Origin of the sequence: Thermogemmatispora tikiterensis (assembly GCF_003268475.1) — a bacterium.
GTDB classification, from domain to species: Bacteria; Chloroflexota; Ktedonobacteria; order Ktedonobacterales; family Ktedonobacteraceae; genus Thermogemmatispora; species Thermogemmatispora tikiterensis.
Window position 1 is genome coordinate 891,325 of sequence record NZ_MCIF01000002.1, and the last position, 25,580, is coordinate 916,904.

Here is a 25,580-nt window from a genome sequence, read left to right on the forward strand (position 1 = left end):
CTGGTGACGTCGACGCAGCCAGCCTGCTGGAGCAGCTCCCCGAGCCGGCGCAGGACCTCCATCTCGAAGCCGAGCTGGCGGCTGATGCCGGTGAACCAGTCGAGCAGGCGGCGAGTGGCAGGCCCGGCGGGCTGGATGCCATCGCTGAGTTCGAGCAGTTCGATCCAGCCGCCGGGGCGGGTGACGCGCACCAGCTCCTGGACCACGCCAGGCCAGGCCTGGGCGGGAATGGCAGCCACCAGCAGGCGCTGATGAGTGTAGCTGAACTGAGCATCGGGAAAGGGCAGGCCCTCCAGGACATTGGCGCGCACGAAGAGGCAGGTGGGGGGCACCGGCTGGGGCAGGGATTGCAAGGAGACGTCGACGCCCACCACGAGGGCGTGAGGAAAGAGGGCCTGCATCTCGAAGGCCCAGATGCCGGTGCCGGTGCCCACGTCCAGGATGGTGCGGATGCGCTCAGGAGCGAGCGGGGCCAGGTAGTGGTTGCTCAGAGTGCGATACAGGGCATGGTGCTGGTAATTGAGCCGCTGGTCTTCCAGCGGGTCCTTGGGCAGCAGATACGGGACGTCGTCCAGGTACTGGCGCTGCCGGGTGGAGGGTGGCCCGCCGGGGGCAGTGGGCACCGTGGGCAGGACCGAGGCGAGCGCGATGCGGGGACGGCGGGTGAACAGGCGACGCAACAGGGCCATCTCAGGGCTCCTTTCGATGACAGACGTTCATCTTCTCGTCGGGATGAGCCGATGGCAGTGAGCTATCGCCAGGGGCAGCGGCCGGCAGAGAAGCCGACGGCCGATCCTGGGCGGGTGACTCCGTGGGCTGGGCCTGGCGCTGGCGGCAGCGCGGACAGGACGGCGGCCGTGCGGACGCGCAGACCCGTGGGTGCAGGGTGGCCATTGGATTGGTCTCCTTTCTGCTTTTTCTTCTCCTTGCACCGTCTACCCTGTGGTAGAATAACAGCACATCGACATTTTGCTTTCTTGTCTCGCGGAGGCTATCCTCTGCGCAGTCTTATCCCAGGCTTGCTTGTAGCATACAGCAGAGAACAGCGATGGAAAGGAACAAAGCGTTCCTGCGATGAAACGGAGTGTTTCTGTGGGACTTTGCCAGAGAGGGAATGTATGTTAGACAAGAATGCATTTGGAAGGTTGATTCGGGCCTATCGCGAACAACGCGGTTGGACTCAGGATGAGCTGGCGGAGCGCTGGGGATACACCCGGGAATACGTTTCCCAGATTGAACTGGGCAAGCGGAAATTGACAGGTATGGCTCAAGTGCTGCGGCTGGCAGAGTTGTTAGAGATCCCAATGGATCGACTGGAAGCCATCGGTCGAGGGATTCCCAAGCGTTGGATTAACGCGCAACGCCCAGAGCAGACTGACGATGCCATTCTTCAAATGCTGCTTGCCCCTGGGCGTGAGATGGTCCGGCTGGCGTATCTGGTTTGGGTGGCTGACCAGTACCCTGTTATTGAGGAGCAGCTACGTGGGCTGATCAGCCAGCTGGATGAAGCGCTGATGTCCTATCACGGGGGCTTACTTAAGCCGGCGCAGCAGCTCCTGGCCTATGCTCATCAGATGCTGGGAAAAATCGCCTTTGATCGGTTGGATCTCACAGGCGCTGCAGGGCACTTTTCTGAGGTGGTTGATTTGGGAGAGGAGCTGCAGGATTCGGATCTCATCACCCTGGGTCTCTCGCTTCAAGCCAGCGTGCTCAGAAAGCGTGGGCGCTTTGAGCATGCTCGTCATTGTTTTGAAGCGGCTCAGCGGTATGTGGCCAATGCGTCACCTGCAGTGCAGGGCGTGCACTACCAGCTCTTTGCGCGTCTTGGCTACGACTCAGGAGATGAGCAGAGCTTTCTAAGAGCCATTGACCAAGCGCTGGAGATTGCCAGTCAGACGAGAGAAAGCCTCACGACCCTCTCCAATGACTTCAGTCTCGATGAGGTTCTACAGGAACAAGCTTCTGGCTACACTGAGTTACACAAGCCAGAGCGGGCTCTGGAGATCTTTCAGCAAACGGATCGACTCCGATCCTTTCGCCCGCTGCGTGAACAGGGGGCCTATTTGATGATCAAAGCGCAAGCCCATTTGCAAGCTGGGGATCTAGATCAGGGCATTGCACTGGCACGTAGAGGCCTAGAGATCGCCACTCAATATCAGTCGAGACGTCAGATTGGATGGCTGGAAAAGAGCTACATGAGGCTGCGCATGCTGCCACTGGGAAAAGATCGCCGATTAGAAGACTTACGTGATGCCATTGCAGAGGCGAAACGGTCTCCGTAGCAGTCCTCTGGGGATCTGAGGAGAGCACTGCTGTGCTTTCAGCGTGGCCTGGCTCTCAAAGACGGGCCGGCCTCTCCAGCCCTCGAATCCGATTTGCTCGGCGGCTTTGCCGAGGCCTACAGCCTGCTCCATGAATCCAGGCAGGCGCTCAAGACACTGGCTCAGGCAGAGGAGCCTTATGCGACAGCCTCACCGGCCACTGACCCGGGCTACTGGCTGGCCGATGCCCCGACGTATACAATCCCGCTCCGACGGGTGCGCATTCTCGTCAATCTGGGGCATACGAAGGGGGTACTGACAGCGCTAGAAGAGAGTCAGCGGCTCTACGAGGCGCAGTGGCCGCAGGCGAAGGGAAGAGGGCTGGCGGGCTGCAGCCGAGGCGGGCGGCTGTGGCCCTGGCGTTGGGGGAGAAGGAGCTGTTTGTGGAAGCGCTGGAGGCGAGTATGGAAGCGGCACGGCAGAGCGGGAGCCGGTATGCGTCGGCAATGGTCAAGCAGTTGCTCATGCGGGGACAAGAGCGCTGGCCACAGGAGCGGCAGCTGTCAGAGTGGGCGGTCTCTATCGACATATCGGCATAAAGCCCCAGGGGCGCGATGAATCGCGCCCGTACGTGAGGCGCTGGTCTTCCAAATGAGCAAGGTTGATGAACAATCAACCCACAGATAACCTTACCGCTGCGTAGGGCCTTTGTACAGCAACCTCTATGGAGGTCCTCTGAGGCAGAAATGTCATCGAGAGCACCCACCTTGATGTGGGTGCAGGTCATAGGTGAGGGAGCTGATCCAATGTATCACTACGGCATCATCATCCGCGAGTATCGTGAGCGGGCTGGAATGACCCAGGCGCAGCTTGCTGCCAGGTGGCCAAAAAGCGAGCGGTTCGGAGGTGGCGAAGGCGTCAGCTGGAAATATATTCAAGACATTGAACACGGTCGCAAGCGTATTGATGACCAGGAGACGTTGCGCAAGGTCTGCTCCTTACTGCATATTCCTCTTTGGCGTGTGGGCTTAAGTGAGTATGATCCATTCACCGACACGCTAACGAGTTCACAATGCTGCATGCAGGTAGTCGATCTCATGGAACTCACTCTCCGCCAGGCCTGGACCATGCGGAAGAGTTCGCTGCTGGGGCCTGCCAGAGGGGTGATGACCCGTCTGGGGACGCTGTGGGCCTCGTTCCTGGCCAGTACTCCCCCCGCCTTGCAGAAAGAGGTTTCCTTCCAGCGTCTTCAGGCCAATTACCATTGCCTTCAGGGAGTACTCGCCGTGGACGCCATGCAGTACCATAAGGCCATCACCCACTACTATGACATGTACCAGATCGCTCAGCACCTCCAGGAACCAGCGCTGCTAGCCCATGCGTTGATGAATATCGGTGTCGAGTATGACCGTCAGGGGCAGACGCTCCAGAGCATCCAGTACCTGGAGCAAGCGCGAGACTGGTCCTTTGAGGCGCCCAAGGCCTGGAGAGTCCTGGTGCATGCCTACCTGAGCCGTGCCTATGCCCGGAGCGGGGACCTGCGCCGCTTCCTTCAGGCGAACGACATGGCTTTGCGGTGGTCCCACTGTCTGTACTCGGATTACATCGATGACCCTGACGGAGTGTACTACTCGACTGGCAATATTCTGGCCGAAAGAAGCGCGGGATATCTCCTGTTAGACCAGCCGCACAGCACATTGGCCTTGCGAAAAGATGTCATCACAGTACTGCAACAGGGGCAAGAGAGCCGCGTGGCTGCCTGGATGTCACTGGACTGGGCACAAGCCTATTTGCTTCTGGGGGAGGTTGAGGCCTGTGTCAGCGAACTGCGGCAATTTCACCGCGATGCGCTAAGGATGGGCAGCGCTCACGCTCTGCAGCAGGCCAGGAGCGTGCTCGCATCCCTGGAGCGGAACTACGGTGATGCTCGGGTGGTGAAAGCGCTGCGAGAGGAGTTGCTGGAAGATGCTGGGGGGGCCAGTGAGATGCCATCGAACTGCTCCAGTACGAGCCATTGACTCGCTTGCTCACCGCATGTAGGAGAGATGACTGAGTACTGTCAGGGGAAATTGCCGAGTGCGGGAGGACCCTCCCTGCTTCGCCAGCATGATCACATTCTCCCGTTGTTCTCGCAAGCCTTCCGCCGCGTAACGCGCATTGGTGAAATAGTACAAGTCAAACCGCAGGCACACGTTGTCAAGATGAAGGGCAGCATATGCTCATTCTTTTTGAAAGCTTTGTGTGGTTCGCATTGCAAAAGCATGAGAGACGACGTGAGCACCTGCGAGCGGCTGAGCAGGCCCTTGCGCAGGCGGAGGGGCTTGCTCTGAAACAAGCCATTCCAGAGCGTGCAAGACTGGGCATACACAATCAGCGAGCACTGCTCGCTATCCAGGAAGGCGATGTGGAAGCCTATACCTACTCTGCAATCCTGGGATTCCAAGGATTCCAGCGGTTTCCGAGTCAGATGCGGCGCCAAGAGTGGATGACGCATCTCAAGCAGGCTCTGGCTTGCTGGCCCCAGGAGCGGCGTGTCCGCGATTTGCTTGATCTCCTGGTCTAAGCAGGCGTCCTGTGACCAAGGCACGGAAGGACAAGATCGAAAGAGGGGAGCTGGCTGCCGATCCCGGCCACGGGGAGAAGAGCAAGGGTGCAAGGAGACGTCGACGCCCACCATGAGGGCGTGAGGAAAGAGGGCCTGCCTCTGGAAGGCCCAGATGCCGGTGCCGGTGCCCACGTCCAGGATGGTGCGGGTGCTCTCAGGAGCGAGCGGGGCCAGGTAGTGGTTGCTCAGAGTGCGATACAAGGCGTGGTGCTGGTAATTGAGCCGCTGGTCTTCCAGCGGGTCCTTGGGCAACAGATAGGGGACATCGTCCAGGTACTGGCGCTGCCTGGTGGAGGGAGGCGCGCCCGAGGAGGTGAGGGCGTCGGGCAGGGCCGAGGCGACGGCGGCTCGGGTCCGGCGGCGGCCTAACAGGTGACGCCAGAAGGCCATGTCTGTCACGGCTCCTTTCTGACTCTGAAACAGAGGAGAGGTCTCAGTCTATGATAATGCATGTGGTATTACTGAAGCCAAAGTCAGACACAGGGGAGCAAGAGCTGTGGACTGCTCTCCAGCACGTGAAAGAACTTCAACAAAAGATACCAGGAATAGTGGATGTAACGATAGGAAAGAACCTCAGTATATCCAACAATAAGGGATATCTCTATGGTTTTGTGATGATATTTCTAGATGAAGATCACCTGAAGGCATATGGTCCTCATCCGGCCCACCAGGTGGTCGCTGCAGAGCTGGTTCGGCTTTGTCAAGATATTATTGATTTCGACATCAACTCCTCCCTCTAGCGGTGTTCCCCCTTCTGGGACGGCCACCAGCAACGGCCTTGGGAGAGGTTCCCGCTGCTCTGGATTCGTGGGAAGCCCTGAAAAGGTCAGATTCCAGGTCTCATCGAGGGTCACGTTGGACTCAATCGTTCTAGGAGCAACCAGAGAGAGAGGCATGGTTTGGTGATGGCCTTCGAGCGTGAAGAAGCCCTCGCATCCAGGCTATCAAGTGATCACCCCTGCGTTCAGGCGACTGTGGAGTCACTGGCGAACGGTGATCTTCAGCAAGAGCAAAGGGCCAAGAAGCCACAGTCGTCGTCAGGTTCTCAGGGGAGGTTGCCTTTGAGAACAGGGCAAGCCCTCCAGCACGTTCGCCCAGACAAAGACGCAGGTGGGGGGCACCGGCTGGAGCAGGGATTGCAACGAGACGTCGACGCCCACCACGAGGGCGTGAGGAAAGAGGGCCTGCCTCTGGAAGGCCCAGATGCCGGTGCCGGTGCCCACGTCCAGGATGGTGCGGGTGCTCTCAGGAGCGAGCGGGGCCAGGTAGTGGTTGCTCAGAGTGCGATACAGGGCGTGGTGCTGGTAATTGATCCGCTGGTCTTCCAGCGGGTCCTTGGGCAACAGATAGGGCACGTCCTCCAGGGAGTGGCGCTGGGCGAAGGGCGAAGAATGCCCGTGCTCGGGGGCTGTGCTCACCGCCGCCGTCGACGTGACCACGGCGGGCACGGCGGGAGAAGAGACGGAGCGCGCACGGGCGCGGCGGCGCGGGAAGAGATGACGCCAGAAGGCCATGTTAGCACTCCCTTCGTTGGAACAGAGAGGTCTTCTCATCAGGATGAGAGGACAGCTTGGGACCAGCACCCGGCTTGCTGCCTGGAACAAGGGAGGGGGCTGGTGCCCGGTCGGGCCAGGAAGCTGCCTCGGCCTGGGTCTGCTGCTGCCCACAGAGCGGGCAGGAAGATAGGGGCAGAGCCTGCACGTCAGTCAGTGCTTGGAGAGCTGTCGCCATCTTGATCGTTCCTCCTGTGTTCGGATCATCACCATCCAAGCGAGCTGTTCCTCAGCTCTTCCTTCAGAGCAAGAGCTGCTTCACCGTTCTGTTGCTTCTCCCCGGAGCGTTTGTCTGCTTTCTCTGTGCCACCAGTCACTCTAGCAGAGCGGCATCATGTGCTGTGACAGCCGGTCAGGATCATGCAATGTGAGGTGCGGTTGAGCAGTTGCAGGTCCAGAACTTGCACAGGCTGGCAGCAGGACCAGGCAGGAATGGGCCTGGCAGCGCGTCGTGCCCTTGAGTCAGCTCGAACCGATCTTCATGGTTGCCTGGCTGTCGCCATCATCAGGCTTCCTTTTCTTGCGATCGCTTCTCAGACAGTATAGCTGACGGCGCTCAAGGGAGAATAAAATCTTCACGAAGAGGAGGCAGAGGGGCCAATAATGGCTGAGTTTATCTTGAGTTGCTCGAAAGAGCCAGGTCAAAAGGCAATCAGCCGTGGAGATGGAGAGAGCATCTTGCGCATTGGTTCATGCCTGGCTATACTGGCTGAAAGAGCCAGTCCTATTCAGGAGGAACAGGAGAACCGATGGACCTGGGACTACGCGGCAAACGGGCGCTGGTCACCGCTGCCAGCCGTGGGTTGGGCCGAGCCTGTGCAACGACACTGGCGGCAGAAGGGGCACAGGTGGTGATTGCTGCCCGTCAGCATGAGACCCTAGAGCAGTGTGCTGCCTCGCTACGTGAAGCGACGGGAAGCCAGGTAATAGCCATTCCGGCAGATCTGCGTGTTGCCGAGCAGATTGAGGCCCTCGTCCAGCAGACGGTTGCGGTGCTGGGAGGACTGGAGATTCTGGTCCATAATACAGGGGGCCCTCCAGGGGGAGGCCTTGAAGACTGCTCAGATACTCACTGGCAAGACGCCTATGACCTGGTCCTGCTCAGTGCCGTTCGACTCGTGCGGGCAGCGCTCCCATTCTTGCGGCAGCACCCGGGCGAAGGACGCATCATTTTCCTCACGAGCTCAGCGGCAAAGCAACCCATCGCGGGTCTGGTGCTCTCAAATGCGCTCCGCCCGGGAGTAGTGGGCCTGGCGAAAACGCTCTCACGGGAGTTGGCTTCAGCAGGCATCACAGTCAACAGCGTCTGCCCGGGACGGATAGCAACCGAGCGGCTCCGTCAGGGACAACAGGTCCAACGAGCACTGGCTCAGGGATGCACTGAAGAAGAAGCCTTCCAGGAGCTTGCTCAAGAGGTGCCACTTGGGCGATTAGGACGCCCCGAGGAGGTGGGGGCTCTCGTGGCCTTTCTGGCATCGCAACAGGCGGGATATATCACGGGAGCTGCTATTCAAGTCGATGGGGGGTTTATTCAGGGACTGTGGTAGTTTGGAGCGGAGGAAGAATGCTCCTTCGAGGAAAGCTCTTCGGCCTCTACCCAGGCGAGTAGGGCAAGCAGATCCTTGACGGTGGAGTGAGGAAGCAAAGCGAGCAGAGGTTGGCGGAGAGCAGACAGACGTTGGAAAACCTTCCGCAAGCGGAAGCGCTCTGCAAGCAGGGCCGCTTCTTTCGCCAACAGGCAGGCTTCCTCAACGTCGAGAGGAAGGGTGACGACAGCCAGATCCGTCAGGAAGGTGGGTTTGCGTTGCAGAAAAGCTGGATCAAGAGACTGAAGAGCGTCCTGGAGGGCGGCTTGGGCCTGTGAGAGAATCTGGCGCGCGGCTTGGTGAGGAGACTGAGCTAGTACACGGAAACAGGCACCCTGATAGCCAGCGCACAGCGCATTGTCGAAATGCACGAGATACGCTTCACGCGGGTCGCTTTCAGGGCCTTCGCAAGCTCGTGCTTCTTCAAGTGCCTGCAGGCACTCATTCGCTTGGCCATCATGGGCGTGAATTTCTGCAGCGATGGCAGCGAGCCATCCCTGGAGCGAAGGCGAGGAAAGATGCTTGGCCAGAGCTCGGGCACACTCAATAGCTGAGCGAGCCTCATGATAGGCTTCCAGATAGATGCTTGCCAGGCTAATCCTCCCCCAACAGATGGCAGTGAGCAGAGGATCATTCCCCTCTTCAGCGGCTGTAAGAGCGGTGTAATGCGTCGCACGGCCTTGTGCGTAGCATCCGAGATCCAGCCAAATTTCTCCCAACAGCTGCAGCGTCTGACTCAGCAAACGGCAGACCCGCTGCCGTTCAGGAGGGAGAAGCGAAGCACTGAGCATGGTTGTGAGCAGGTGGGCATCTCGACAAGCCGGACGAAAGAGATCGGAGGCGGAAAGGATGCCCCCATGTCGATTAAGCCAGAGCTGCTGTACTCGGCCCTCCCAGCATTGCAGCATGTTCTGATCAGCCTGCGTGATATTCAAGATCAATGGGATCAATCGATCAAGGCTGTTGTCTCCGTTGAAAGGCCCTACCAGGGAAGAAAGTGACCACGATTCGATAGCTCTCCAGCTGGTCTCAAGCAAGTGCCGGCGCAAAGCATTCATCGTTGAGCAGTGATCCTCCCTGGGCTGTTGGGGCATGGTTCTTTCGGTCTGAGAGGAGACCGCATGAGAGTCTGCTGAGACAAAGAGCGGGCACAAGGATAACGATGATCCTTCGTCAAGGACTTGTTTCAGAACGTGTTGGACTCGTATTCCTGGCTGCCTTCCTTCTTCTTGCAAGAGGGTCTGCTGGAACTGTTCATAAAGCCGCCGGGCCCGATGCCGCATTCCTTGTCTTCCCAGAAGCCTCAGCAGATGCTCCAGGACATCCTCATCAGTGGGGCCTTCTTCTAAGACTCCAGTGAGCAGCTGCTCTGCTGCGCTGAGAAGCCCTTGTTGCTCATAGAGAGCTGCTAGCCACAGCTTTGCTCGGTAGACTGCTCTTTCGTGAATAGCTCGTTTCGCCCAGGCCCAGTTTCCTTCCTCTCCCTCTAAAAACGGACCCCGCTGCCAGTAGCCCACGGCCTCCTCTAACAAAGGGATCAGCGTCTCTGGCAGCTGTGGCTGCCGTTCTGCCTGCTGAAGCAGCCAGAGTGCTGCCTCAGCGTCTACCCAGAGCTGTTCCTGACCTGGCAGCCGGTATCCCTGCCCGTCAGATTGGCTCTCCAGCAGAGAGGGAAGGCCCCCACCAGGCTCTAGAACTTTGCGCAGCCGGGTTGCGGCCAGATTCAGGTAAGAGGCGGCCTGCTCTGGTTCAACCTCGGGCCAGAGACGATCAAGCAGGACCTCACGGCGTGCTTGTCGTCCGGGGCTGCAGAGCAGCCCTTTCAGGAGCCGTCTGGGGTAGCCACTCCCACCCCAGATCGCGGCTGGCAGCACCTGGTAGCCTGTGCCATGCCGACGTTCGATGACCAATGGGCCACAGAGCCAGACACGGAAGAGCGGACCAGCCGTCGCATCCCATGCATCGCCTGCCATCATATCCCCTCTCTCTGCTCACTGCCTGTCTGTCATGTTCCTCACTCCAGTGAGTATACAGAAACCGAACCCGAAAAGCAAGCTGGAGAAGGAGATCTCAGTGGATAACCCTTCATTCAGGAAAGAGCTGATCCGGATCGAGACCGTGGCGTTGCAACCAGCACCGGGTTCTAGCGATGGCCAGCGCCTTGGTGGGGAGCGCCTGCCGGAGTGCCTGCGTGACGAGGTGATCTGGACCGTAGCGCAGGGTGACCTCTCTGGCGCGCTCCTGGAGGGAGACCCGTGTGCCAAGAGGGCTGGTCGTCAGATCGCAGAAGGTCAGTGCATCAGCCACCACCGATCGCTCACGCGGAAAGCGCGAGAGGAGATCCTCCAGACCCCGCAGATGGGCTTCAAAGCGTGCCTCCGATGAAGCAGTCGAGCAGAGAGCATGGGGAAAGAGGGCCTGCCTCTGGAAGGCCCAGATGCCGGTGCCGGTGCCCACGTCCAGGAGAGGACATGGCTGGGCCGACCCTCACGCGGTTCGCGGCGTTTCCTCCCGGACCAGATACCAACATGGGGTGAACAGGATCGTTCTCACGCTTCTCGGATAGTGCGCGAGCGCGTTCAGGGCAAGCTGCTCTGTGCGTGTGCGGCCCGTTGCCTCTCCCAGCACTGGCGTAGAGAGCGCGTCCAGGCGCGCATCTCTTCCTGCCCTCGCTCCAGGTAGCTGGCGCGCAGCGCCTCCGGCGGCGGATCGGTGGCATAGACGGGCCTGATCCGGTACAGCCCCGGATGATGCCGCTGCACCAGCAGCCGCGTAGCGGGACAGCGGCAGGGCTGCTGATCATAGAAAGCGTCCAGCAGCTCGATCAGCCGCGCTCGCAGCGTTTCCTCCTGTTTCCACTGTGCCTGAGCCACCTGAAGCTCGGCCAGTGCACGGTAGGAGCGATCGACATCAGCAGGGTGGCCGCTCCGGTGGGCTTGCTCCTGGAACTGACAGACCTGCTGCCACTGCTGCAGGAAGCGCTGCTGCAGCGCTCGATCCACCACTGTGACCCAGGGATAAGGGGGGCCGTGGTCCAGATGGCCTTCGCAGGATTGCACCGTTGGGAAGCCCAGGAGATTGAGCAGCACGACCGTCTCAACGATGCCGGGGTCGATGGGCGTTCCGAGGGCATCCGTCAGCCGAGCCAGCGCCTCACAGGCTTCCTGCCAGCTTGCACTGGTCCAGTCTAGCGTGAGAGGAGCTGGCATCTCAGATCTCCACCTCGCCAGAGCCACCACACATATTGCGGGTGTCGCCTTCCTTGAGCAAACCGGTACCCAGGCATCGGAAGCACTTGACGGTACGGCGTTGCCCCCAGTCATCGATGAGCTCGACCTGGCCCGTCCCCTGGCATCGGTCACAGGGAACATCAGCGGTGAAGTCGGTCCCCCGGCAGTTCGGGCAGATGATACGCTTTCCCATGACGTCTCCTTTCTGGGGAAGAGGGCTGCGCGCCTGTGTGCGTGCTGCGAGTGTCCCTTCTCCGTTCACCAAATCATGCGGCGCCGGAAGCCCCGGCGTTCACGCCTGGGGAGGAGGCGCCGCGCCCTCCCTTCGTATCCCCGGAAGGCCCGGCTGCCTCCTCTTGCCCAGCGCAACACCCCTGATCCTTTCCTCCCTTTCGGGACCCCTTACGGGGCTGGTGACGGGCCCGGGCGGACTCTCCCGGACCGCTCCCCTCGCCCATGTTGCTGGCCGGCCATCTGCCCCGGCCCGTTTCGCCCACACCCCGAAGGTTGTCTGCAGCCGGGACTTCCAGGGTCCGGAACTGGGGAAGCATCCCGGAGTGGGTCGTTGGCCTGCCAGCAACGGAGCGGCGTCCTCGCCTTGTCCTTCGGCTCAACCGCTTGGGCTGGTCATAGTCGGGCTTGCAAGATTCCCTGCAAGCCCCCGGCTTGAGCCGTGGGGTCTATGACAGATTGCCAGTATGGAAGGTGCTGCTCTCGAGGAAGTATACTCCAGATGCAACAGAGGGTGCAAGCTGGAGAGAGGAGACCTGTCTCCTGGAGGCTCTGAATCTGAACGGCAGCCGGGGCAGGCACCGCTGAGGTGGCCACGGTGGGGACAGAAGAGGCCGCCAGGAGGCGGGATCGGCGGCGCCTGCGGAAGAGATGACGCCAGAAGGCCATATCAGTGCTCCTAGGGAGGAAGCTATGAAGCAATCGGCTAAACACTATTCTCTCATCATCCAGTGGAGCGAGCAAGATCAAGCCTACTTGGTCACCGTGCCTGAGCTCCCAGGATGTCAGACCCACGGCGAGACCTATGAGGAAGCTCTGAAGCATGGTCTGGAAGCGATTGATCTCTGGATTGAGGATGCCCAGGCCCACGGCGACCCCATTCCGTTGCCTCGTGTCGCCATTTCCAGCTCATGACGAGCCTTTCCTCTTCCTTTGCCGTTGCTGGCTGCCAGAGCGGCCTCTGCCTCGGGTCAGCGCGGAGAAGCGCAATGGGTCAGGCTGGAGCAGGTCATCCGCCAAGCGGAGCAGTATCACCTCTGTCGCATGCAGATAGCGAAGGATCTCCTGCGCCAGTCCATTGCGCCAAAAGAGTAGTGTTGCTCTCCTGGCTCCCTCCTCTGGAGACAGGACCTGCTGAACTCCAGGGAACCAGGCCTTCTCTTCACCAAGGAGCAGGGACGGGCCGCGCTGTCTGGCGGCCCCGGGCCACAGGAGTCTCGATCCGCACACCAGTTGAGGTGATAAGCGTTGGCGAACGAGCGCCCTCCTGGACGATGTTCGCTCCCAGGGCTTTGCCCTGATGGCCATCACCGATCACGATCGGGTGGACATGATCCCCCCACCGGGGCGGGTGACGCGCACCAGCTCGCGGACGACGCCGGGCCAGGCCTGGGCGGGAATGGTGGCCGCCAGCAGGCGCTGATGGGTATAACAAAAGTGGCCGTCGGCAAAGGGCAAGCCCTCCAACACGTTCGCCCGGACAAAGACGCAGGTGGGGGCACCGGCTGGGGCAGGGATTGCAAGGAGACGTCGACGCCCACCACGAGGGCGTGAGGAAAGAGGGCCTGCATCTCGAAGGCCCAGATGCCGGTGCCGGTGCCCACGTCCAGGATGGTGCAGATGCTCTCAGGAGCGAGGGGCCTCGTGGTGAGCGTGACCGAGTTGGTCCATCTGCTTGCTGGCGGCAGGACCTGGCCCAGCCCCACGGCAGCACCGATATCAGAGCGGCTAGCTGCCTCCACCTTGACCTGGCCCGGCAGGAGCGGCAGCGCGCTGTCCAGGCCGCCAGCCCGGTCGCAGGCCCACGAGCACGCGCAGGCTAACTAAAGCGCCGAGAGCCAGGAGAGCCAGGCTGACCAGGCCCGTGGTGTAGCCACCGCTCAGCTGTCTGGCCTCGCCCAGCAGCGAAGGCAGGAGGAAGCCCCCCAGTCCGCCACAGGCCCCCACGAATCCGGTGGCCATGCCGATCTGCTGAGGGAAGCGCAGGGGGACAAGCTGAAAAACAGCACCGTTGCCTGTACCAAGCATCGCCAACAGGAAGAGGATCAGCGCAGCTCCCAGGCCGAGCGGTGGAACACAGGCGAGCAAGGCGTAGCTAATGGCCACCAGACTGAAGACGATATTGAGCATGAAGATGCCACCCAGGCGATCAGCGAGGAAGCCCCCCAGAGGACGGGCCAGACTGCCGGCCAGACTGGCGAATGCCGTAAGGAGGCCAGCGCTGATGGCGCTCAGGCCATACTGGTTGTGCATGAAAAGAGGCAGAAAGGTGCTCAGACCGACGAAGCCCCCAAAGGTAATGCTATAGAAGAACGCAAACCACCAGAGATCGGCGCTCTTGAAGATGGACCCGGATGACTGGGGCAGAGAGATAGCACTGGCAGGAGCCTTCTCAGCTTCGCGACTCAGGCTCACGAAGATGAGCAGGACCAGAGCCAGAGGGTGACAACTAATTTCCGAAAGTGTTGACGACTTTAGACATTTCATGGTTAAATATACCCATGAAACTCAGTCAATACGCCAAAGACGAATGGCACTCGTTGTCCGTGGCTACAAAACCGAGTTAGACCTGAATAATGAGCAACGAACCGCGTGCTTGAAGCATGCCGGCTGTGCCCGCTTTGCCTACAATTGGGGACTGGCTCGCTCTCAGGAAGTGTACCGGGCCACGGGGAAACGTCCCAACGCTCTCCAGCTGCATCGAGCACTCAACGCCCTCAAGAAGACCGATTTCCCCTGGATGTATGAAGTGTCCAAGTGTGCCCCGCAAGAAGCCCTGCGCGATCTGGATCGCGCCTTTGCCCATTTCTTCCGCCGCCTGGAATTGCGCAAGCAGGGCAAGCTCACCGGGAAGCTCGGTTTCCCCCGGTTCAGGAAGAAGAGCAGAGGTATTGGCTCTTTCCGCCTCACGGGGCATATCCACGTCTTTGAAGACCGCATTCAGCTGCCGCGTCTGGGCCGGCTTCGCCTGAAAGAGTGCGGGTACTTGCCGGCTGGGGCCAAGGTGCTATCCGCAACGGTTTCCGAGGAGGCGGGGCGCTGGTATGTGAGCGTGCTGGTAGAGGAGGATCAGGAGGCCGTTCCGTGTACGGCCAGGACGGCTGTGGGTGTGGATCTGGGGGTGAACAGGCTGGCAACCCTCTCAGATGGAACCACGTTCCAGAACCCCCGTCCCTTGAAGCAGGCACAAAAGCGGCTTCGGCGATTGGAGCGGGAGAAGGCGCGGCGGCTGATCGGGAGCAAGAACCGCAAGAAGACGGTGAGGAAGCTGGCAAAGCAGCATGTCCGGGTGGCCCGTATCCGCCGTGATGCGACTCATAAGTTGACGACGCACCTGTGCAAAAACCACGCACTGGTAGCGATTGAAGACTTGCACGTGACGGGGATGCTCAAAAACCACAGGCTTGCTCAAGCTCTTGCTGATAGCAACTTTGGCGAGATCAGACGACAATTGGAAGACAAGGCCAAACGCTACGGAACATGGCTGGTGGTGATTGACCGCTTCTTTCCTTCAAGCAAGCGGTGCGCTGCCTGTGGATACATCAAGCCAGCACTCGGCCTGCATGAGCGGACGTTTGTCTGTGAGGCGTGTGGCGTGGTGCTTGATCGTGACCAGAATGCCGCGCTCAACGTGTTGCAGGAAGCATTGAGAACTACCGGGAGTTCCTCGGGAAGTCACGCCTGTGGACAGGGCAGCTCTGGCCGTCTCACGGGAGGCGGTGAACCTGCTCTGGCTGAAGCAGGAACCAGCCACTGTTTAGGCTCTGTCCTAGATGGGTAAGTGCTGGAGAACGGATCATGGCCAGCCCCATGACGGTGTGCCAGCCATAGCTGCGCGCGAGCGCTGGGGCAGCAAGGTTGGCAATCACAGTCCCCATGTTGCCAGCGGCGGTAATCCCCATGACCAGCCCCTGCCGCTCGGGAGGGTAACAGCGGCTGGCGAGCGGCAGGGCAACGGCGAAGGAGGAACCGGCGCAGCCAAGCAGGAGACCAACGGCCAGCAGAGCCGGGAAGTTGAGGGGCAGAAGCCAGCCGGCCAGCAAGGGAAGGAAGAGGAAGAACAGCAGGATGGTGCCTACGCGTTTGTAGCCGAAGCGATCACCAAGTACGCCCATTGGGAAACGCGCCAGCGAGCCACCGAGGGTGGGCACGGCTACGAGAAACCCCTGTTCGGCTGGACTAAGCTTGAGATTCTGGGCAATGAAGATACCAAGCGCTCCGAGCAGAACCCAGAGCGCAAAGCAGGTGTCAAAATGGAGGAAGGCCGCAATCAAGGTGGTAAACGATGTGCGGGGAATGCGCATAGTTGTAATGACCTCCTTATGATAGGACGGTAGGTTGACCAATCTCCTGGGTAAAAAGATAGCCTGACTCACTAGGAGCTGCCATCTGGGCAGTCCAGCGTGAAGAAGAAGGGGGACCAGGCCGAGGCAATGGGTAAAGCCCTGCTTACCGGCAGATTCGTGAGCCTCAGTTAGCTCCTGGGAAGAGTCTGGCTCTGGCGCTCTAGGTAGTCCGAGAGAGCTTTGACGAGGTGTCCCATGCGCGGATGCTCCGGTACAACCTGCGGCCTGACGCCATACTGCTGCAGAGCCTCACTGCACGTGGGGCCAATCGAGGCGACCGTGACCTGCTTGCGCAGGGCCTCGGCGAGCCTCTGGCGGCATCCCTCCCTCTCTGCCAGCTGGAAGAGGTGACGCACCTGGACCTGACTGGTCAGAATGAGGGCATCGACTTGTCCGGCGCAGAGGTCGTGGATGAGCTGGGTGAGGGAACTGGTATCTTCAGGGAGCTGCCACTCGTAGAGGCAGAACTCTAGAACCCGCGCATCGCGCTCCTGCAGATAGGCCACGAGCCGGGCGTTGCGCTCTCCATAGTGCAGCAGCGCCACGCGCTTCCCGTTCAGCTCGACCTCATCCAGAGCATCGAGGAGTTCCTCGGTGGTGTATGGCTCGCGTGCACTGATGTGCACCGGCAGGCCATGTTTCCTGAGCACGGTGGCCGGCTTAGGACCACGGCAGATGATGGTGATCCGCTTGAGTTCATCAAGCAGCTCTGGAAGCAGACCCTGCCGCTCGATCTCCCGTAATAGTGCATTGGCGCCCACGCCGGTCGAGAAGATAATGGCGTCCAGGCGCTGGGCGCACAGCTCATGCAGCAAGGTCATGGCCTGCTGGGTCGCATCTGCTGGCGGGACCTCGCGCACGGCAGGGATGCAACGGGCATGTCCGCCGTGACGCGCGATGAGATTGGCGAGTTCCCCGCTCATACGTGCTTCCAGGACAGCGATCTCGGCCTCTGCAAAGCGTCTTGTCATAGCTGGTCCCTTTTCCTCTTTCCGTGTTCTGCCTTCCACTCGCCTCGTCTCCCTCTCAATCGGCTCATGGGTGACGTAGCAAGTCGTCTCGTTTGTCCGCGGCCCAACTTGAGCGGCGGGCCGAGGCAGCGAGGGCAGGACCTGCCCCGGCCCTCTTCTTTAGTCGTCAACGGTGATCAGAATGTTGCCATCGGCATCAAGGCGGACGGGATAGGTGCGCAGGCTTGGGCAACTATTCCCGAGCGGGGTGCCCGTGCGCAGGTTGAATTTGAAAGCGTGCAGCGGGCAGATGACTGTGCCATCGCCGATGATGCCGTCGGCTAAAGGCCCTCCCCGGTGGGGGCAGTCAGCTTGCGTCGCGAATAGCTCTTCGCTGCGGCTGCGAAAGACGGCAACGAGCCGATCGCGCAACCGATAGGTGCGGCCTTCGCCGCGCGGAATGCGGCTGATGTGCCCTAGATTATAGCACACGGCTCCGGGTGATAGCGGCGCCTTCATCATGGCTCGCTCGTTTCCTCCTTTCCACTCTATGCTGTCCTCGTCGGGACTTCCTGCAGGGCGTACGTGGACCAGGATGGAGAAAGCAGACCGGATCAGGTCGAAGCATGCTCACTCGCTGGCCCCCAGGGGAACGGGCACGGCCTCCAGAGCCTGGCTAAACTGAGTGGGAGTCACGGGCTGCTCGGCCTCGCGCTGCCAGGGGTCAACATAGGCGTCGACGGCAGCCTGAATCTCGCGGTCGAGGCGCTCGCAGATGCCCTCGGCATCCTCCACCAGGACGCGCCGCAGGTGCTCGATGCCAACGCGCTCTACGAAGTCGTAGCTGCGTTCCTGATATTTCGCGTTCTCGCGATAGTACTGCATGAACCGCCCCATGTAGAGCAGCACCTCCTCATGGGTCGCGACCGTGCAAAGCAGGTCGCCCTTGCGAACACGCGAACCAGCGGCCCCGCCAACATAGATCTCCCAGCGTCCTCCCTCGATGGCCACGGCCCCCAGGTCCTTAGTCGTAGCCTCTGAGCAGTTACGTGGGCAGCCAGCAGTAGCCAGCTTGACCTTGTGTGGCATCTCGATGCCTTGATAGCGCCTCTCAATTTTGATGCCAAGGGCGGTACTGTCGCCCAGGCCGTAGCGGCAGAAGTCGCTGCCCAGGCAGGTCTTGCAGGTGCGGAAGGCTTTGGTATAGGCATGGCCGGAGGGCATGCCGAGGTCTTTCCAGATGGCCGGCAGCTGCTCTTTACGCACACCAACCAGGTCGATGCGCTGTCCACCAGTGATCTTGACGAGCGGCACGCGATATTTTTCGGCGACGTCGGCTATGCGGCGCAGTTGCTCAGGCGTGGTGACGCCCCCGTAGATGCGCGGCACGACGCTGAAGGTGCCGTCTTTCTGGATATTGGCGTGTACGCGGTCATTGATGAAACGGGCATCGCGCTCGTCCTGGTAGTCCTTGCCCCAAATGGTCTTGAGCAGCGAGGCCAGGCCGGCTTTGCTGGTCGGGTCTTCTCTGCCGTCGGCGAGCGCCTGGAAGACAGCGGAGACACTGCGCAGCTTACGCTCTTTGATGACGCGCACCAGTTCAGGCTTGGTCAAGGGAATGGCCGGGACGTAGTAGTGCACAGCCGGGTCTTCGGCCACCTCGCCCTCGCAGGCCAGGACGAGTAGCTCCTGGACCTGGCTCTTGCAGGAGCCACAGCCAGTGGCGGCGCGCGTGGCCTCACAGAGGGCCTGGAGGCTGCGCTTGCCAGCGCGCACGGCGGCAAGGATGGCGCCTTTGGAGACACCGTTGCAGTTGCAGATTTGCGCGTCGTCGGGCAGCTCGGCCACCGATAGCGCCTGCTTGCTACCAGCATGACAGGGGAAGAGCAGCTCAGCGCGGTTGGTGGGCAGAGGGTCACCGCGCAGGAAGAGTTGCACAAGGCGGGCAGCAGGCATACTGCCTGGCAGGTCGCCCAGCAGGATGGCGCCCTGCAGGCGCCCCTCGCGTACGATCAGCTTCTTGTAGATCCCGCGGGTGGGTTCGGCGTAGGTGACGATCTCGTCAGTGCTGCTGGCCGGCTCTTTATCGCCCATAACCGTCAGATCAAGGCCACTGACTTTGAGCCGGGTAGAGATAGCTGAGCCAGTGTACTGTTTCTGACTGGCGCTGTCGGTCAGGCGTTCGGCCAGGATGCGGGCCTGTTCCCAGACGGGGGCGACCAGGCCATAGGTCTGCCCGCGATGCTCGGCGCACTCACCGAGGGCAAAAACGTCGGGGACACTGCAGGCCAGGTCATCATCGATGACGATGCCGCGCCTGACAGCCAGACCAGCTGCCTGTGACAGATCGGTATTAGGGCGGGTGCCGGTGGCAATGATGCAGAGGTCGCAGGCGAGTTCGCTACCATCACTGAAGCGCAGGCCGTAGAGCCGATCTTCTCCGAGGACGGCCACCGTCTCCTTACTGAGGTGTAGCTGAACTCCCTGCTCGCTGACGAGGCGGGCTAAGACGGCGCTGCCTGCCGCATCGAGCTGAAGGTTGAGAAGGTGGGGAGCACGGTGGATGAGGTGAACCTCCAGCCCACGTTTGACCAGACCACTGGCAGCCTCCAGTCCGAGGAGTCCCCCGCCGATGATAGCGGCCCGTCTAGCGTGGCTGCTGTGGGCAAGGATGGCCTGGCAGTCGTCCAGGGTACGGAAAGTAAAGGCTCCCTCGATCAGCTGGCCATCCTCACGCACAAGGTTGAGCAAAAGGGGAAGACAGGGACTGCTGCCAGTCGCGATCACCAGGCGGTCGTAAGGTTCCCAGGAGCCATCTGCGATCTGGACACGGTGGCTCTGCCAGTCAAGGCGAGTGGCGGCCTGACCGGCGCAGAGTCTGACATCATGTTGCTCGTACCAGGCCAGCGGATGGAGAAAGATCTGTTCGGGACAATAGGTACCGGCCAGGACCCCTGAGAGCAGGATACGATTATAGTTCCCGTAGGGTTCGGCGCCCAAGACCGTGATCTCGTAATGCTCTCCTCCTGGGCGGCTGACGATCTCTTCGACAAGGCGGGCGCCGCCCATACCATTGCCGATGACAACGAGTCGCTGTTTCCGCGTCATCTGCGTTGCTCCCTCCCTCTATTACTCGCCTGGACTGGCAAGGCGCTCGATGCGTGCTGCACAGACCTTGAACTCGGGCATGCGACTTATAGGATCGAGCGCACTACTGGTCAGGCGATTGACTGCTTGTACGTCACCCCAGTGGAAAGGGACGAAAAGCGTATCCTCGCGAATGGCCTCATTGATCGTGATACGGCCCCGCATACTCGCCCGGCGTGTCGAGAGCAGGGCCAGGTCCCCTTCAGAGAGACCGTGCTCCCTGGCTGTGGTGGGGTGAATCTCGATCAATGGCTCAGGACTGAGTGCGCGCAGCTGACTGATGCGCCGGGTCTGGCTGCCTGACTGATAATGGGCCAGAATGCGGCCTGTGCTGAGATAGAGGGGATAGTCGCGGTCAGGCTCTTCGCCAGGCCCCTGATAGTGGGTCACATGAAAGCGGGCGCGCCCGTCGGCAGTGGGAAAGCCGTCGGCGAAGAGGCGAGGAGTACCTGGGTGCTCTGGCGTCGGGCAGGGCCAGAAAACGCCCTGCTGGGCATCGATCTTTTCGTAGGTGATGCCGGCATAATCGGCCAGGCCCCCGGCGCTGGCGCGTCTGAGTTCTTCGAAGACTTCCCGCGCGTTACGAAAGGGGAAATACTGGCCTTTGCCCAGGCGCCTGGCCAGCTCGCAGAGCAGCGTGATCTCATCCCAGACACCGGCTGGCGGGGCAAAGGCACGCCGCCGATGGATGACACGGCCTTCGAGATTGGTGAGCGTGCCCTCTTCTTCGGCCCATTGAGTGACCGGTAAGACAATCGTAGCTAGCCGCGCCGTCTCAGAGAGGAAGAAGTCACAGACGATCAGGCAGTCGAGGGCGGCCAGTCGCTCTTCGATGTGCAGGGCGTTAGGAGCTGAGACCACCAGGTTACTGCCCATGACGAACAGGCAGCGCACGCCCTCGGGCGTGCCCAGGCTGGTCAGCAGTTCATAAGCTGAGCGGCCTGGACCAGGAAGCTCGCCCTCGTCAATCCCCCAGACGCGAGCGATGGTGGCTCTGGCCGTAGGATCGTCGATCCGGCGATAGCCCGGGAGCTGATTGGCCTTCTGGCCGTGCTCGCGTCCTCCCTGGCCGTTGCCCTGGCCAGTGAGGCTGCCGAAGCCGCTTCCGGGCTTACCGACAAGCCCAAGGGCCAGGGCAACGTTGATATAGGCCAGGACATTGGTCACCCCTTGACGCTGCTGCTCAACGCCGCGCCCGGTCAAGATGATGGCAGAGCGAGCGTGGCCCAGCAGGTGAGCCACCTCGGTCAGGTCTCGCTCGGGCACACCGGTCAGACGTTCGACACGCTCCGGCCAATAGGCGGCGGCCATCGCCCGCGCGGCGTCAAAGTGGCTGGTACGTTGGGCGATGTAATCTTCGTCGACAAGGCCATCGCGAATCAGAACGTGCAGCAGACCATTGGCCAGCACCGCATCGCTGCCGGGCGTGAGCTGCAGATGGCGCCGGCCTGAACGAGCCGTGAGGCTGTGACGGGGATCAACCGTGATCAGCAGGCCCCCAGCTCGCTGCTGACGGTCCAGATACTGCATCAGCGGGGGCATAGTTTCGGCGATGTTACTTCCCGCGAGGAGGATGACCTCGGCCTGAGCCAGGTCCTCCAGAGGGAAGGGCAGCCCCCTGTCGAGGCCAAAGGCGCGATTCATGGCTTCCGCCGCCGAGGACATGCAGAAGCGCCCGTTGTAGTCGATCTGGGAAGTGTTCAGGGCCAGGCGGGCAAACTTGCCGAGCAGATAGGCCTCTTCGTTAGTCAAGGCCCCGCTACCGAAGACGCCGACAGCCTCCTTGCCATAGCGCTGCTGGGTGATGTGGATATGCTGCACAATGCTATCGAGCGCTTCGTCCCATGAGATCGGCAGCAGGCGTCCATCGGGCTGACGTTTGAGGGGTGTCTGGAGGCGTTCAGGATGGGCCAGCGTCTGCGGTGCGGTCCATCCTTTAAGGCAGAGTCCTCCCTTGTTGACAGGAAAGCCTCTGTCGCCCTCGATCCATAGCTGTTGCGGGCCTCCTCCCAGGAGCATGCCGCACTGGAAGGCACAGTATGGGCAATGAGTTGCTACGCTGTTTGAGCCGCTACTTGTCTCTCGCCGCAGCTGCAAGGCTATCCTCCCTCGCTCTAGGAGCAAGGCAGCCAGCTAGCCAGACCAGAGCTGGTCTGGTCCAGGGCCGCTCTCATACAGGCGGGATGCGCATCGTCACTCTTTGTTCCCCGACCGCTCCTCGCCCGGTCTGGTTCCTTGCCGCGTCCAGGGGAACAGGGGCAGCAGCAGCGCTGTGGGATCTACTCCGGTCGGATCGACTGGCAGCCATCGACTGTCTCTGGCTCTGCAGTCACTGTCTGCCCGGGCCGGCCTGATGATCGGCAGAGCCTTTAGTCAATCTGCACAGTTACCTTTTGTGAATATACATTACCATCCCATTTTTAGCGCTGTCATTGGCAGAATAGCTGAAGATTCTCCTCTGCTTATTGGCTATATTGCACAATTCACTGATCTGGTGGCTGTCCTGAAGGCCCCTGGCCGTGTTGCCTTGCAGCCTGGGCAGCGCGGGGCGCTGCCCTTCTATCGCCGCCCAAAAAAGCGCCGGACGCCAGCGAGCGAAGAAGACGGTCGACAGGCAACCTTCCCGGCAGTGCCTGAGCGACCGCTGTCTCCACAGAACCGGCGTCCGGCGCCCAGCCCGCTCCTCCCACCCCGTTCCCTTGCCAGCAACATCTGTCCCCAGAAGGGGCAGAGGAGCGAAGAGAGCGCTATTTGAAGAATTTTGGTACATTCACATTATAAAATTCGGCCTCCAGGAACTCCAGGAGGAGCGCGAAATTCAGAATAGCCGCGTCGTTCTTGAGAGAGGCCGAGGGATCGGAGCCACCATTGAGACTGGCAATAAAAGGCGACACGGCGTTCACAATCTCGGCTTGCGAGAGCGGCTTGTCGAAGGCCCCATTGGCGCTTAGCGGCTTATTGAGCAAGGCATCGAGAAAGCCGGCATGGCGTGCCTCCACTGTCAGGATCGAACCAGCGGCGGCCAGATAGGCTTTGGTGGCGATAGCCGGGGCCGCCATCAAATAGGCTCCCACCCCAACATTCTCAAAGGTTTGGGCCAACTGAGCGAAGGCCTGGACGTCCATCTGCTCCAGGTTCTTGAAGGTTGGCTTGGGGCGAGGCTGAACGCCTGCCTTGGTCAGGGCCTGCTGCAGAAAGGTCACATGGGCATTCTCATCCTGCATAATCTCGCGGAAGGCCGAGCCACTATCAGCCACCGCCGCGAGCGAGAGCATGCGTACTGGGGATGATGGCGCTGAAGTGGCTGCACTGGTCGGCGTTGAGGCCGAACCCGTCATCGTCGAGCCGGAGCCGCAGGCCGCCAGCAAGCCCCCAACGGGTACCGCCAGCACCATCCCTGTCAACGAGCGGCGTAAAAAGGCCCGGCGTGCCGGGACCCTGGTCCTGGCAGTAGCTGACTCCTCCCCCTGGATGTCAGACTGCTGGCTAGCTAGCTGTGAATCGTGCACAGGATCGAACATGCTTCGTCTTCCTCATCTCCATCAGAGTAGTGGGTAAGCTGGCTGCCAACGGTTGCGCCCCTCCCGTCAGTCAGACCGGCCAAGGTAACGAGAAGAGAGATAGCCGCCTTAGAGGCCGGCCTGTTGACCTGCACTGCAGTGGCCCTCTCTATCCTGACATTGAGCACATACGCGCTGCGTCGGCAACTGGATTACTGAGGTGCCCAGTCTGGGAGCGCGGCGGCTTGCCGCGGCACGTATACTTAAGGGGAGAGACTCTTGAGAGAAGAGTTGGAGGGACGATGCAAGCCTTCAGGGCGCGCTGGCAAGCGCGCGTCCGTCAACTGCGGCAAGAAGTCCATGCCCTGCTCCTGGCCTATCGTGATCCGCGCCTGCCCTGGTACCACCGCCTGTTGCTTCTTGGTCTCCTGAGCTATGCCTTCAGTCCGGTCGACCTGATCCCTGACTGCATCCCGGTCGTCGGCTATCTTGATGATCTGGTCATTCTGCCGCTCGGAATTCTTCTGGCTATCAAGCTCCTGCCGCCTGCTATTCTAGAGGAGAGCCGGGCCCGTGCACGCACCGCTCAGGCCCAGGAGAGGCCTCGCTTTCGAGGAGGAATCTTTCTGGTGCTGGCGTTCTGGGGACTTGGCATCCTCTTCTCGCTCTGGGTGCTTAGCAAGTCTCATCTCATACCAGGTCACTGAAAAAGCCAGCCGGCCCGGCCCCATCCATCCTACCTGGCCCGCCCGTGGTGCACAGAAGAGAAGCTACCCGGCCTCATCGCCAGGTAGCATCACAACTCTTGGCCCGAAGACAAGCGAAGCGAACAATCAGCATTCGGAAAGATCGATCCGGGGGCGTTCCCTGTTTCGCTTCACCACGGTCGCTTTTGCCTCCCTCTCACTGCTGGCAACAAAACGACTCGATGCCACAGCAACCAGGGGACACGCCCCTTTAGACAAATAGCCCTTCCTCGACAGAGGAGAGAAATAGTAGAGAGACACCGACCACCATGCCTAGAGTCCCTCTGACTGCGATCGCAGGCTGTACCTTGTTCGATCTTAGAGGGGCAACTATTCCAATTCCACCCGTAGTCGTCACCAGCCATCCACGACCATCAGCCCACACACTAGCTATCAGCAGTCACCAGTCACGATGCAACGCTACTTCTGCCCCTCACCTAAGAGCCGTTCCAGCGTTGAGCGCTTAATACGATAACTCTGGCGCTGGCTGGCCCGAGGCAGGCGCACTCCCTCTAGCAAGCCCTCCTTGACCCAGCGTCTGACCGTGGTAGCATCGACCCTCAAGAGCTGTGCGACTTCGCTGATTGTGAGCAGTTCTTCCACTTCCAGATGTCGATCCATAACCTTCTCTCCTTCGCAGACAACCGGTCCGACACAACCGCTTCCAGGGAAAAGAGAGGAAAGAGGGGAGGGGACAGACACCCAGGGCTGCCCCCGCCTGGCGTCCCCTTTGGACCAGGGATGCTTTCCTTTCTCACCAGCGCTCCACAGGGCTGGCCCCTCTCGCGCCCTGGAACCGCCACGACGGTATTCTGTGTCTGCAGCATTGGCATCGAGATGCGTCTATCATACCGTTTCCAAGAGCCTCTGACAAGCCTCTTTCTAGCCCCTTTGTGGCCCCCCCCAACCGTTCAAACTGGCTCACGCTGCTGCTCAAGCGAGGGAGTCCTTACCTGACCCAGGCCAGGCACGCTACGGCTTGCCGGGGGCCAGGAGCGTCACACTGTGCGTGATCGGGGCCGCCGCTCGCAGCATGGCGCTCACGGGGCAATATTTTGTTTCGCTGAGTTCAATAGCTCGTGCAATCACCTCCTGTTCAAGAGCAACGCCTGCGATACGATGTTCCACATGAAAGGCGGTAAAGACACGTGGGTGGTGCTCTGCCCGCTCGCTATGGACAACGACCTCATAAGAAGTAATTTGCAGACGTTTTTTGCGTAGAATGGACAGAACCGTGATGCCAGTGCAAGCCCCCAGAGCCAGCGGCAGCAGCTCCATCGGGCGCAGCTTCCCTTCGACTCCTCCCTGCTCGGCAGCCGCTGTTAACGACAGCAGCTTTCCGCTGGCTGTCTCCGCCAGAAAGGTCATGTTCTCCTGCAAGCGCAGTCGCGCTGCCACGGTCAGCGTCATCGCTACACTCCTTGT

The 25,580-nt window shown here is 60.7% G+C and carries 25 protein-coding genes; 9 read left to right on the plus strand and 16 right to left on the minus strand.

Annotated elements, in window-relative coordinates; genetic code table 11:
• The coding region (locus A4R35_RS03750; protein WP_112426678.1) for a class I SAM-dependent methyltransferase at positions 1–689 on the minus strand (689 nt) is incomplete at its 3' end.
• Positions 690–1,118: 429 nt separating this feature from the next.
• Between A4R35_RS03750 and A4R35_RS24130 the strand changes: the two genes are divergently transcribed.
• The 5 genes from A4R35_RS24130 (at position 1,119) to A4R35_RS03780 (ending at position 5,606) form a co-directional block, all read left to right on the plus strand.
• Complete coding sequence (locus A4R35_RS24130; RefSeq protein ID WP_189361285.1) at positions 1,119–2,282, plus strand: helix-turn-helix domain-containing protein; 1,164 nt, start codon at positions 1,119–1,121, stop codon at positions 2,280–2,282.
• A gap of 725 nt (positions 2,283–3,007) precedes the next feature.
• Positions 3,008–4,279, plus strand: coding sequence for a helix-turn-helix domain-containing protein (locus A4R35_RS03765; RefSeq protein WP_112426684.1), 1,272 nt, complete (start codon positions 3,008–3,010; stop codon positions 4,277–4,279).
• A 197-nt stretch (positions 4,280–4,476) separates the two neighbouring features.
• Positions 4,477–4,824, plus strand: a complete 348-nt coding sequence (locus A4R35_RS03770; protein WP_112426686.1) for a hypothetical protein — start codon at positions 4,477–4,479, stop codon at positions 4,822–4,824.
• An 87-nt stretch (positions 4,825–4,911) separates the two neighbouring features.
• Positions 4,912–5,235, plus strand: coding sequence for a hypothetical protein (locus tag A4R35_RS03775; protein ID WP_112426688.1), 324 nt, complete (start codon positions 4,912–4,914; stop codon positions 5,233–5,235).
• A 71-nt stretch (positions 5,236–5,306) separates the two neighbouring features.
• Complete coding sequence (locus A4R35_RS03780) at positions 5,307–5,606, plus strand: Dabb family protein (RefSeq protein ID WP_112426690.1); 300 nt, start codon at positions 5,307–5,309, stop codon at positions 5,604–5,606.
• A 297-nt stretch (positions 5,607–5,903) separates the two neighbouring features.
• Here the strand turns inward: A4R35_RS03780 and A4R35_RS03785 are convergent, their stop codons facing one another.
• Positions 5,904–6,380, minus strand: a complete 477-nt coding sequence (locus A4R35_RS03785) for a class I SAM-dependent methyltransferase (protein ID WP_112426692.1) — start codon at positions 6,378–6,380, stop codon at positions 5,904–5,906.
• A 788-nt stretch (positions 6,381–7,168) separates the two neighbouring features.
• Here A4R35_RS03785 and A4R35_RS03795 point away from each other — a divergent pair.
• On the plus strand, positions 7,169–7,966 hold the full coding sequence (locus A4R35_RS03795; RefSeq protein WP_112426697.1) for an SDR family oxidoreductase: 798 nt from the start codon (positions 7,169–7,171) through the stop codon (positions 7,964–7,966).
• Here the strand turns inward: A4R35_RS03795 and A4R35_RS03800 are convergent.
• From A4R35_RS03800 to A4R35_RS03815, 4 genes are all read right to left on the minus strand, one after another.
• Positions 7,951–9,981, minus strand: a complete 2,031-nt coding sequence (locus A4R35_RS03800; protein WP_112426699.1) for an AfsR/SARP family transcriptional regulator — start codon at positions 9,979–9,981, stop codon at positions 7,951–7,953. The genes A4R35_RS03795 and A4R35_RS03800 overlap by 16 nt on opposite strands.
• A gap of 109 nt (positions 9,982–10,090) precedes the next feature.
• A complete protein-coding gene (locus A4R35_RS24135; RefSeq protein WP_189361287.1) occupies positions 10,091–10,462 on the minus strand; it encodes a hypothetical protein in 372 nt (123 codons plus the stop codon).
• Between the two features lie 122 nt (positions 10,463–10,584).
• On the minus strand, positions 10,585–11,214 hold the full coding sequence (locus A4R35_RS03810; protein ID WP_112426701.1) for a hypothetical protein: 630 nt from the start codon (positions 11,212–11,214) through the stop codon (positions 10,585–10,587).
• 1 nt (position 11,215) lies between these two features.
• Positions 11,216–11,428 (minus strand): hypothetical protein, encoded by a 213-nt coding sequence (locus A4R35_RS03815; protein ID WP_112426703.1) that lies wholly within the window; start codon positions 11,426–11,428, stop codon positions 11,216–11,218.
• 731 nt (positions 11,429–12,159) lie between these two features.
• On the opposite strand from A4R35_RS03815, the gene A4R35_RS03820 reads away from it, so the two are divergent.
• Positions 12,160–12,381 carry a type II toxin-antitoxin system HicB family antitoxin gene (locus A4R35_RS03820; protein WP_112426705.1) on the plus strand — a complete coding sequence of 74 codons (222 nt, stop codon included), beginning with the start codon at positions 12,160–12,162 and terminating at the stop codon, positions 12,379–12,381.
• Positions 12,382–12,780: 399 nt separating this feature from the next.
• Here the strand turns inward: A4R35_RS03820 and A4R35_RS23840 are convergent, their stop codons facing one another.
• Positions 12,781–12,924 carry a class I SAM-dependent methyltransferase gene (locus A4R35_RS23840; protein ID WP_223258176.1) on the minus strand — a complete coding sequence of 48 codons (144 nt, stop codon included), beginning with the start codon at positions 12,922–12,924 and terminating at the stop codon, positions 12,781–12,783.
• Between the two features lie 270 nt (positions 12,925–13,194).
• Complete coding sequence (locus A4R35_RS03825) at positions 13,195–13,953, minus strand: MFS transporter (RefSeq protein ID WP_112426707.1); 759 nt, start codon at positions 13,951–13,953, stop codon at positions 13,195–13,197.
• 43 nt (positions 13,954–13,996) lie between these two features.
• On the opposite strand from A4R35_RS03825, the gene A4R35_RS03830 reads away from it, so the two are divergent.
• Complete coding sequence (locus A4R35_RS03830; protein ID WP_223258177.1) at positions 13,997–15,247, plus strand: RNA-guided endonuclease InsQ/TnpB family protein; 1,251 nt, start codon at positions 13,997–13,999, stop codon at positions 15,245–15,247.
• Here A4R35_RS03830 and A4R35_RS03835 read toward each other — a convergent pair.
• The 6 genes from A4R35_RS03835 to A4R35_RS03865 all read right to left on the minus strand — a co-directional run bounded on the left by A4R35_RS03835 (position 15,174) and on the right by A4R35_RS03865 (position 23,430).
• Entirely contained in the window at positions 15,174–15,770 is a 597-nt protein-coding gene (locus A4R35_RS03835) for an MFS transporter (RefSeq protein WP_112426709.1), read from the minus strand. The genes A4R35_RS03830 and A4R35_RS03835 overlap by 74 nt on opposite strands.
• A 170-nt stretch (positions 15,771–15,940) precedes the next feature.
• Complete coding sequence (locus A4R35_RS03840; protein ID WP_112426711.1) at positions 15,941–16,783, minus strand: uroporphyrinogen-III synthase; 843 nt, start codon at positions 16,781–16,783, stop codon at positions 15,941–15,943.
• Positions 16,784–16,942: 159 nt separating this feature from the next.
• Complete coding sequence (locus tag A4R35_RS03845; protein ID WP_223258178.1) at positions 16,943–17,284, minus strand: Rieske (2Fe-2S) protein; 342 nt, start codon at positions 17,282–17,284, stop codon at positions 16,943–16,945.
• Between the two features lie 108 nt (positions 17,285–17,392).
• Complete coding sequence (gene nirB, locus A4R35_RS03850) at positions 17,393–19,870, minus strand: nitrite reductase large subunit NirB (RefSeq protein ID WP_112426713.1); 2,478 nt, start codon at positions 19,868–19,870, stop codon at positions 17,393–17,395.
• Between the two features lie 21 nt (positions 19,871–19,891).
• Positions 19,892–22,006, minus strand: coding sequence for a molybdopterin oxidoreductase family protein (locus A4R35_RS03855; RefSeq protein ID WP_223258179.1), 2,115 nt, complete (start codon positions 22,004–22,006; stop codon positions 19,892–19,894).
• 650 nt (positions 22,007–22,656) lie between these two features.
• Complete coding sequence (locus A4R35_RS03865; RefSeq protein ID WP_112426719.1) at positions 22,657–23,430, minus strand: ferritin-like domain-containing protein; 774 nt, start codon at positions 23,428–23,430, stop codon at positions 22,657–22,659.
• 281 nt (positions 23,431–23,711) lie between these two features.
• Between A4R35_RS03865 and A4R35_RS03870 the strand changes: the two genes are divergently transcribed.
• On the plus strand, positions 23,712–24,116 hold the full coding sequence (locus A4R35_RS03870; protein WP_112426721.1) for a YkvA family protein: 405 nt from the start codon (positions 23,712–23,714) through the stop codon (positions 24,114–24,116).
• Positions 24,117–24,575: 459 nt separating this feature from the next.
• Here the strand turns inward: A4R35_RS03870 and A4R35_RS03875 are convergent, their stop codons facing one another.
• Both A4R35_RS03875 and A4R35_RS03880 read right to left on the minus strand, forming a co-directional pair.
• Positions 24,576–24,776, minus strand: coding sequence for a helix-turn-helix domain-containing protein (locus tag A4R35_RS03875; protein ID WP_052889029.1), 201 nt, complete (start codon positions 24,774–24,776; stop codon positions 24,576–24,578).
• 351 nt (positions 24,777–25,127) lie between these two features.
• Positions 25,128–25,565: an OsmC family protein gene (locus A4R35_RS03880; protein WP_223258180.1), complete on the minus strand. Its 438-nt coding sequence runs from the start codon at positions 25,563–25,565 to the stop codon at positions 25,128–25,130.
• Positions 25,566–25,580: the final 15 nt, after the last annotated feature.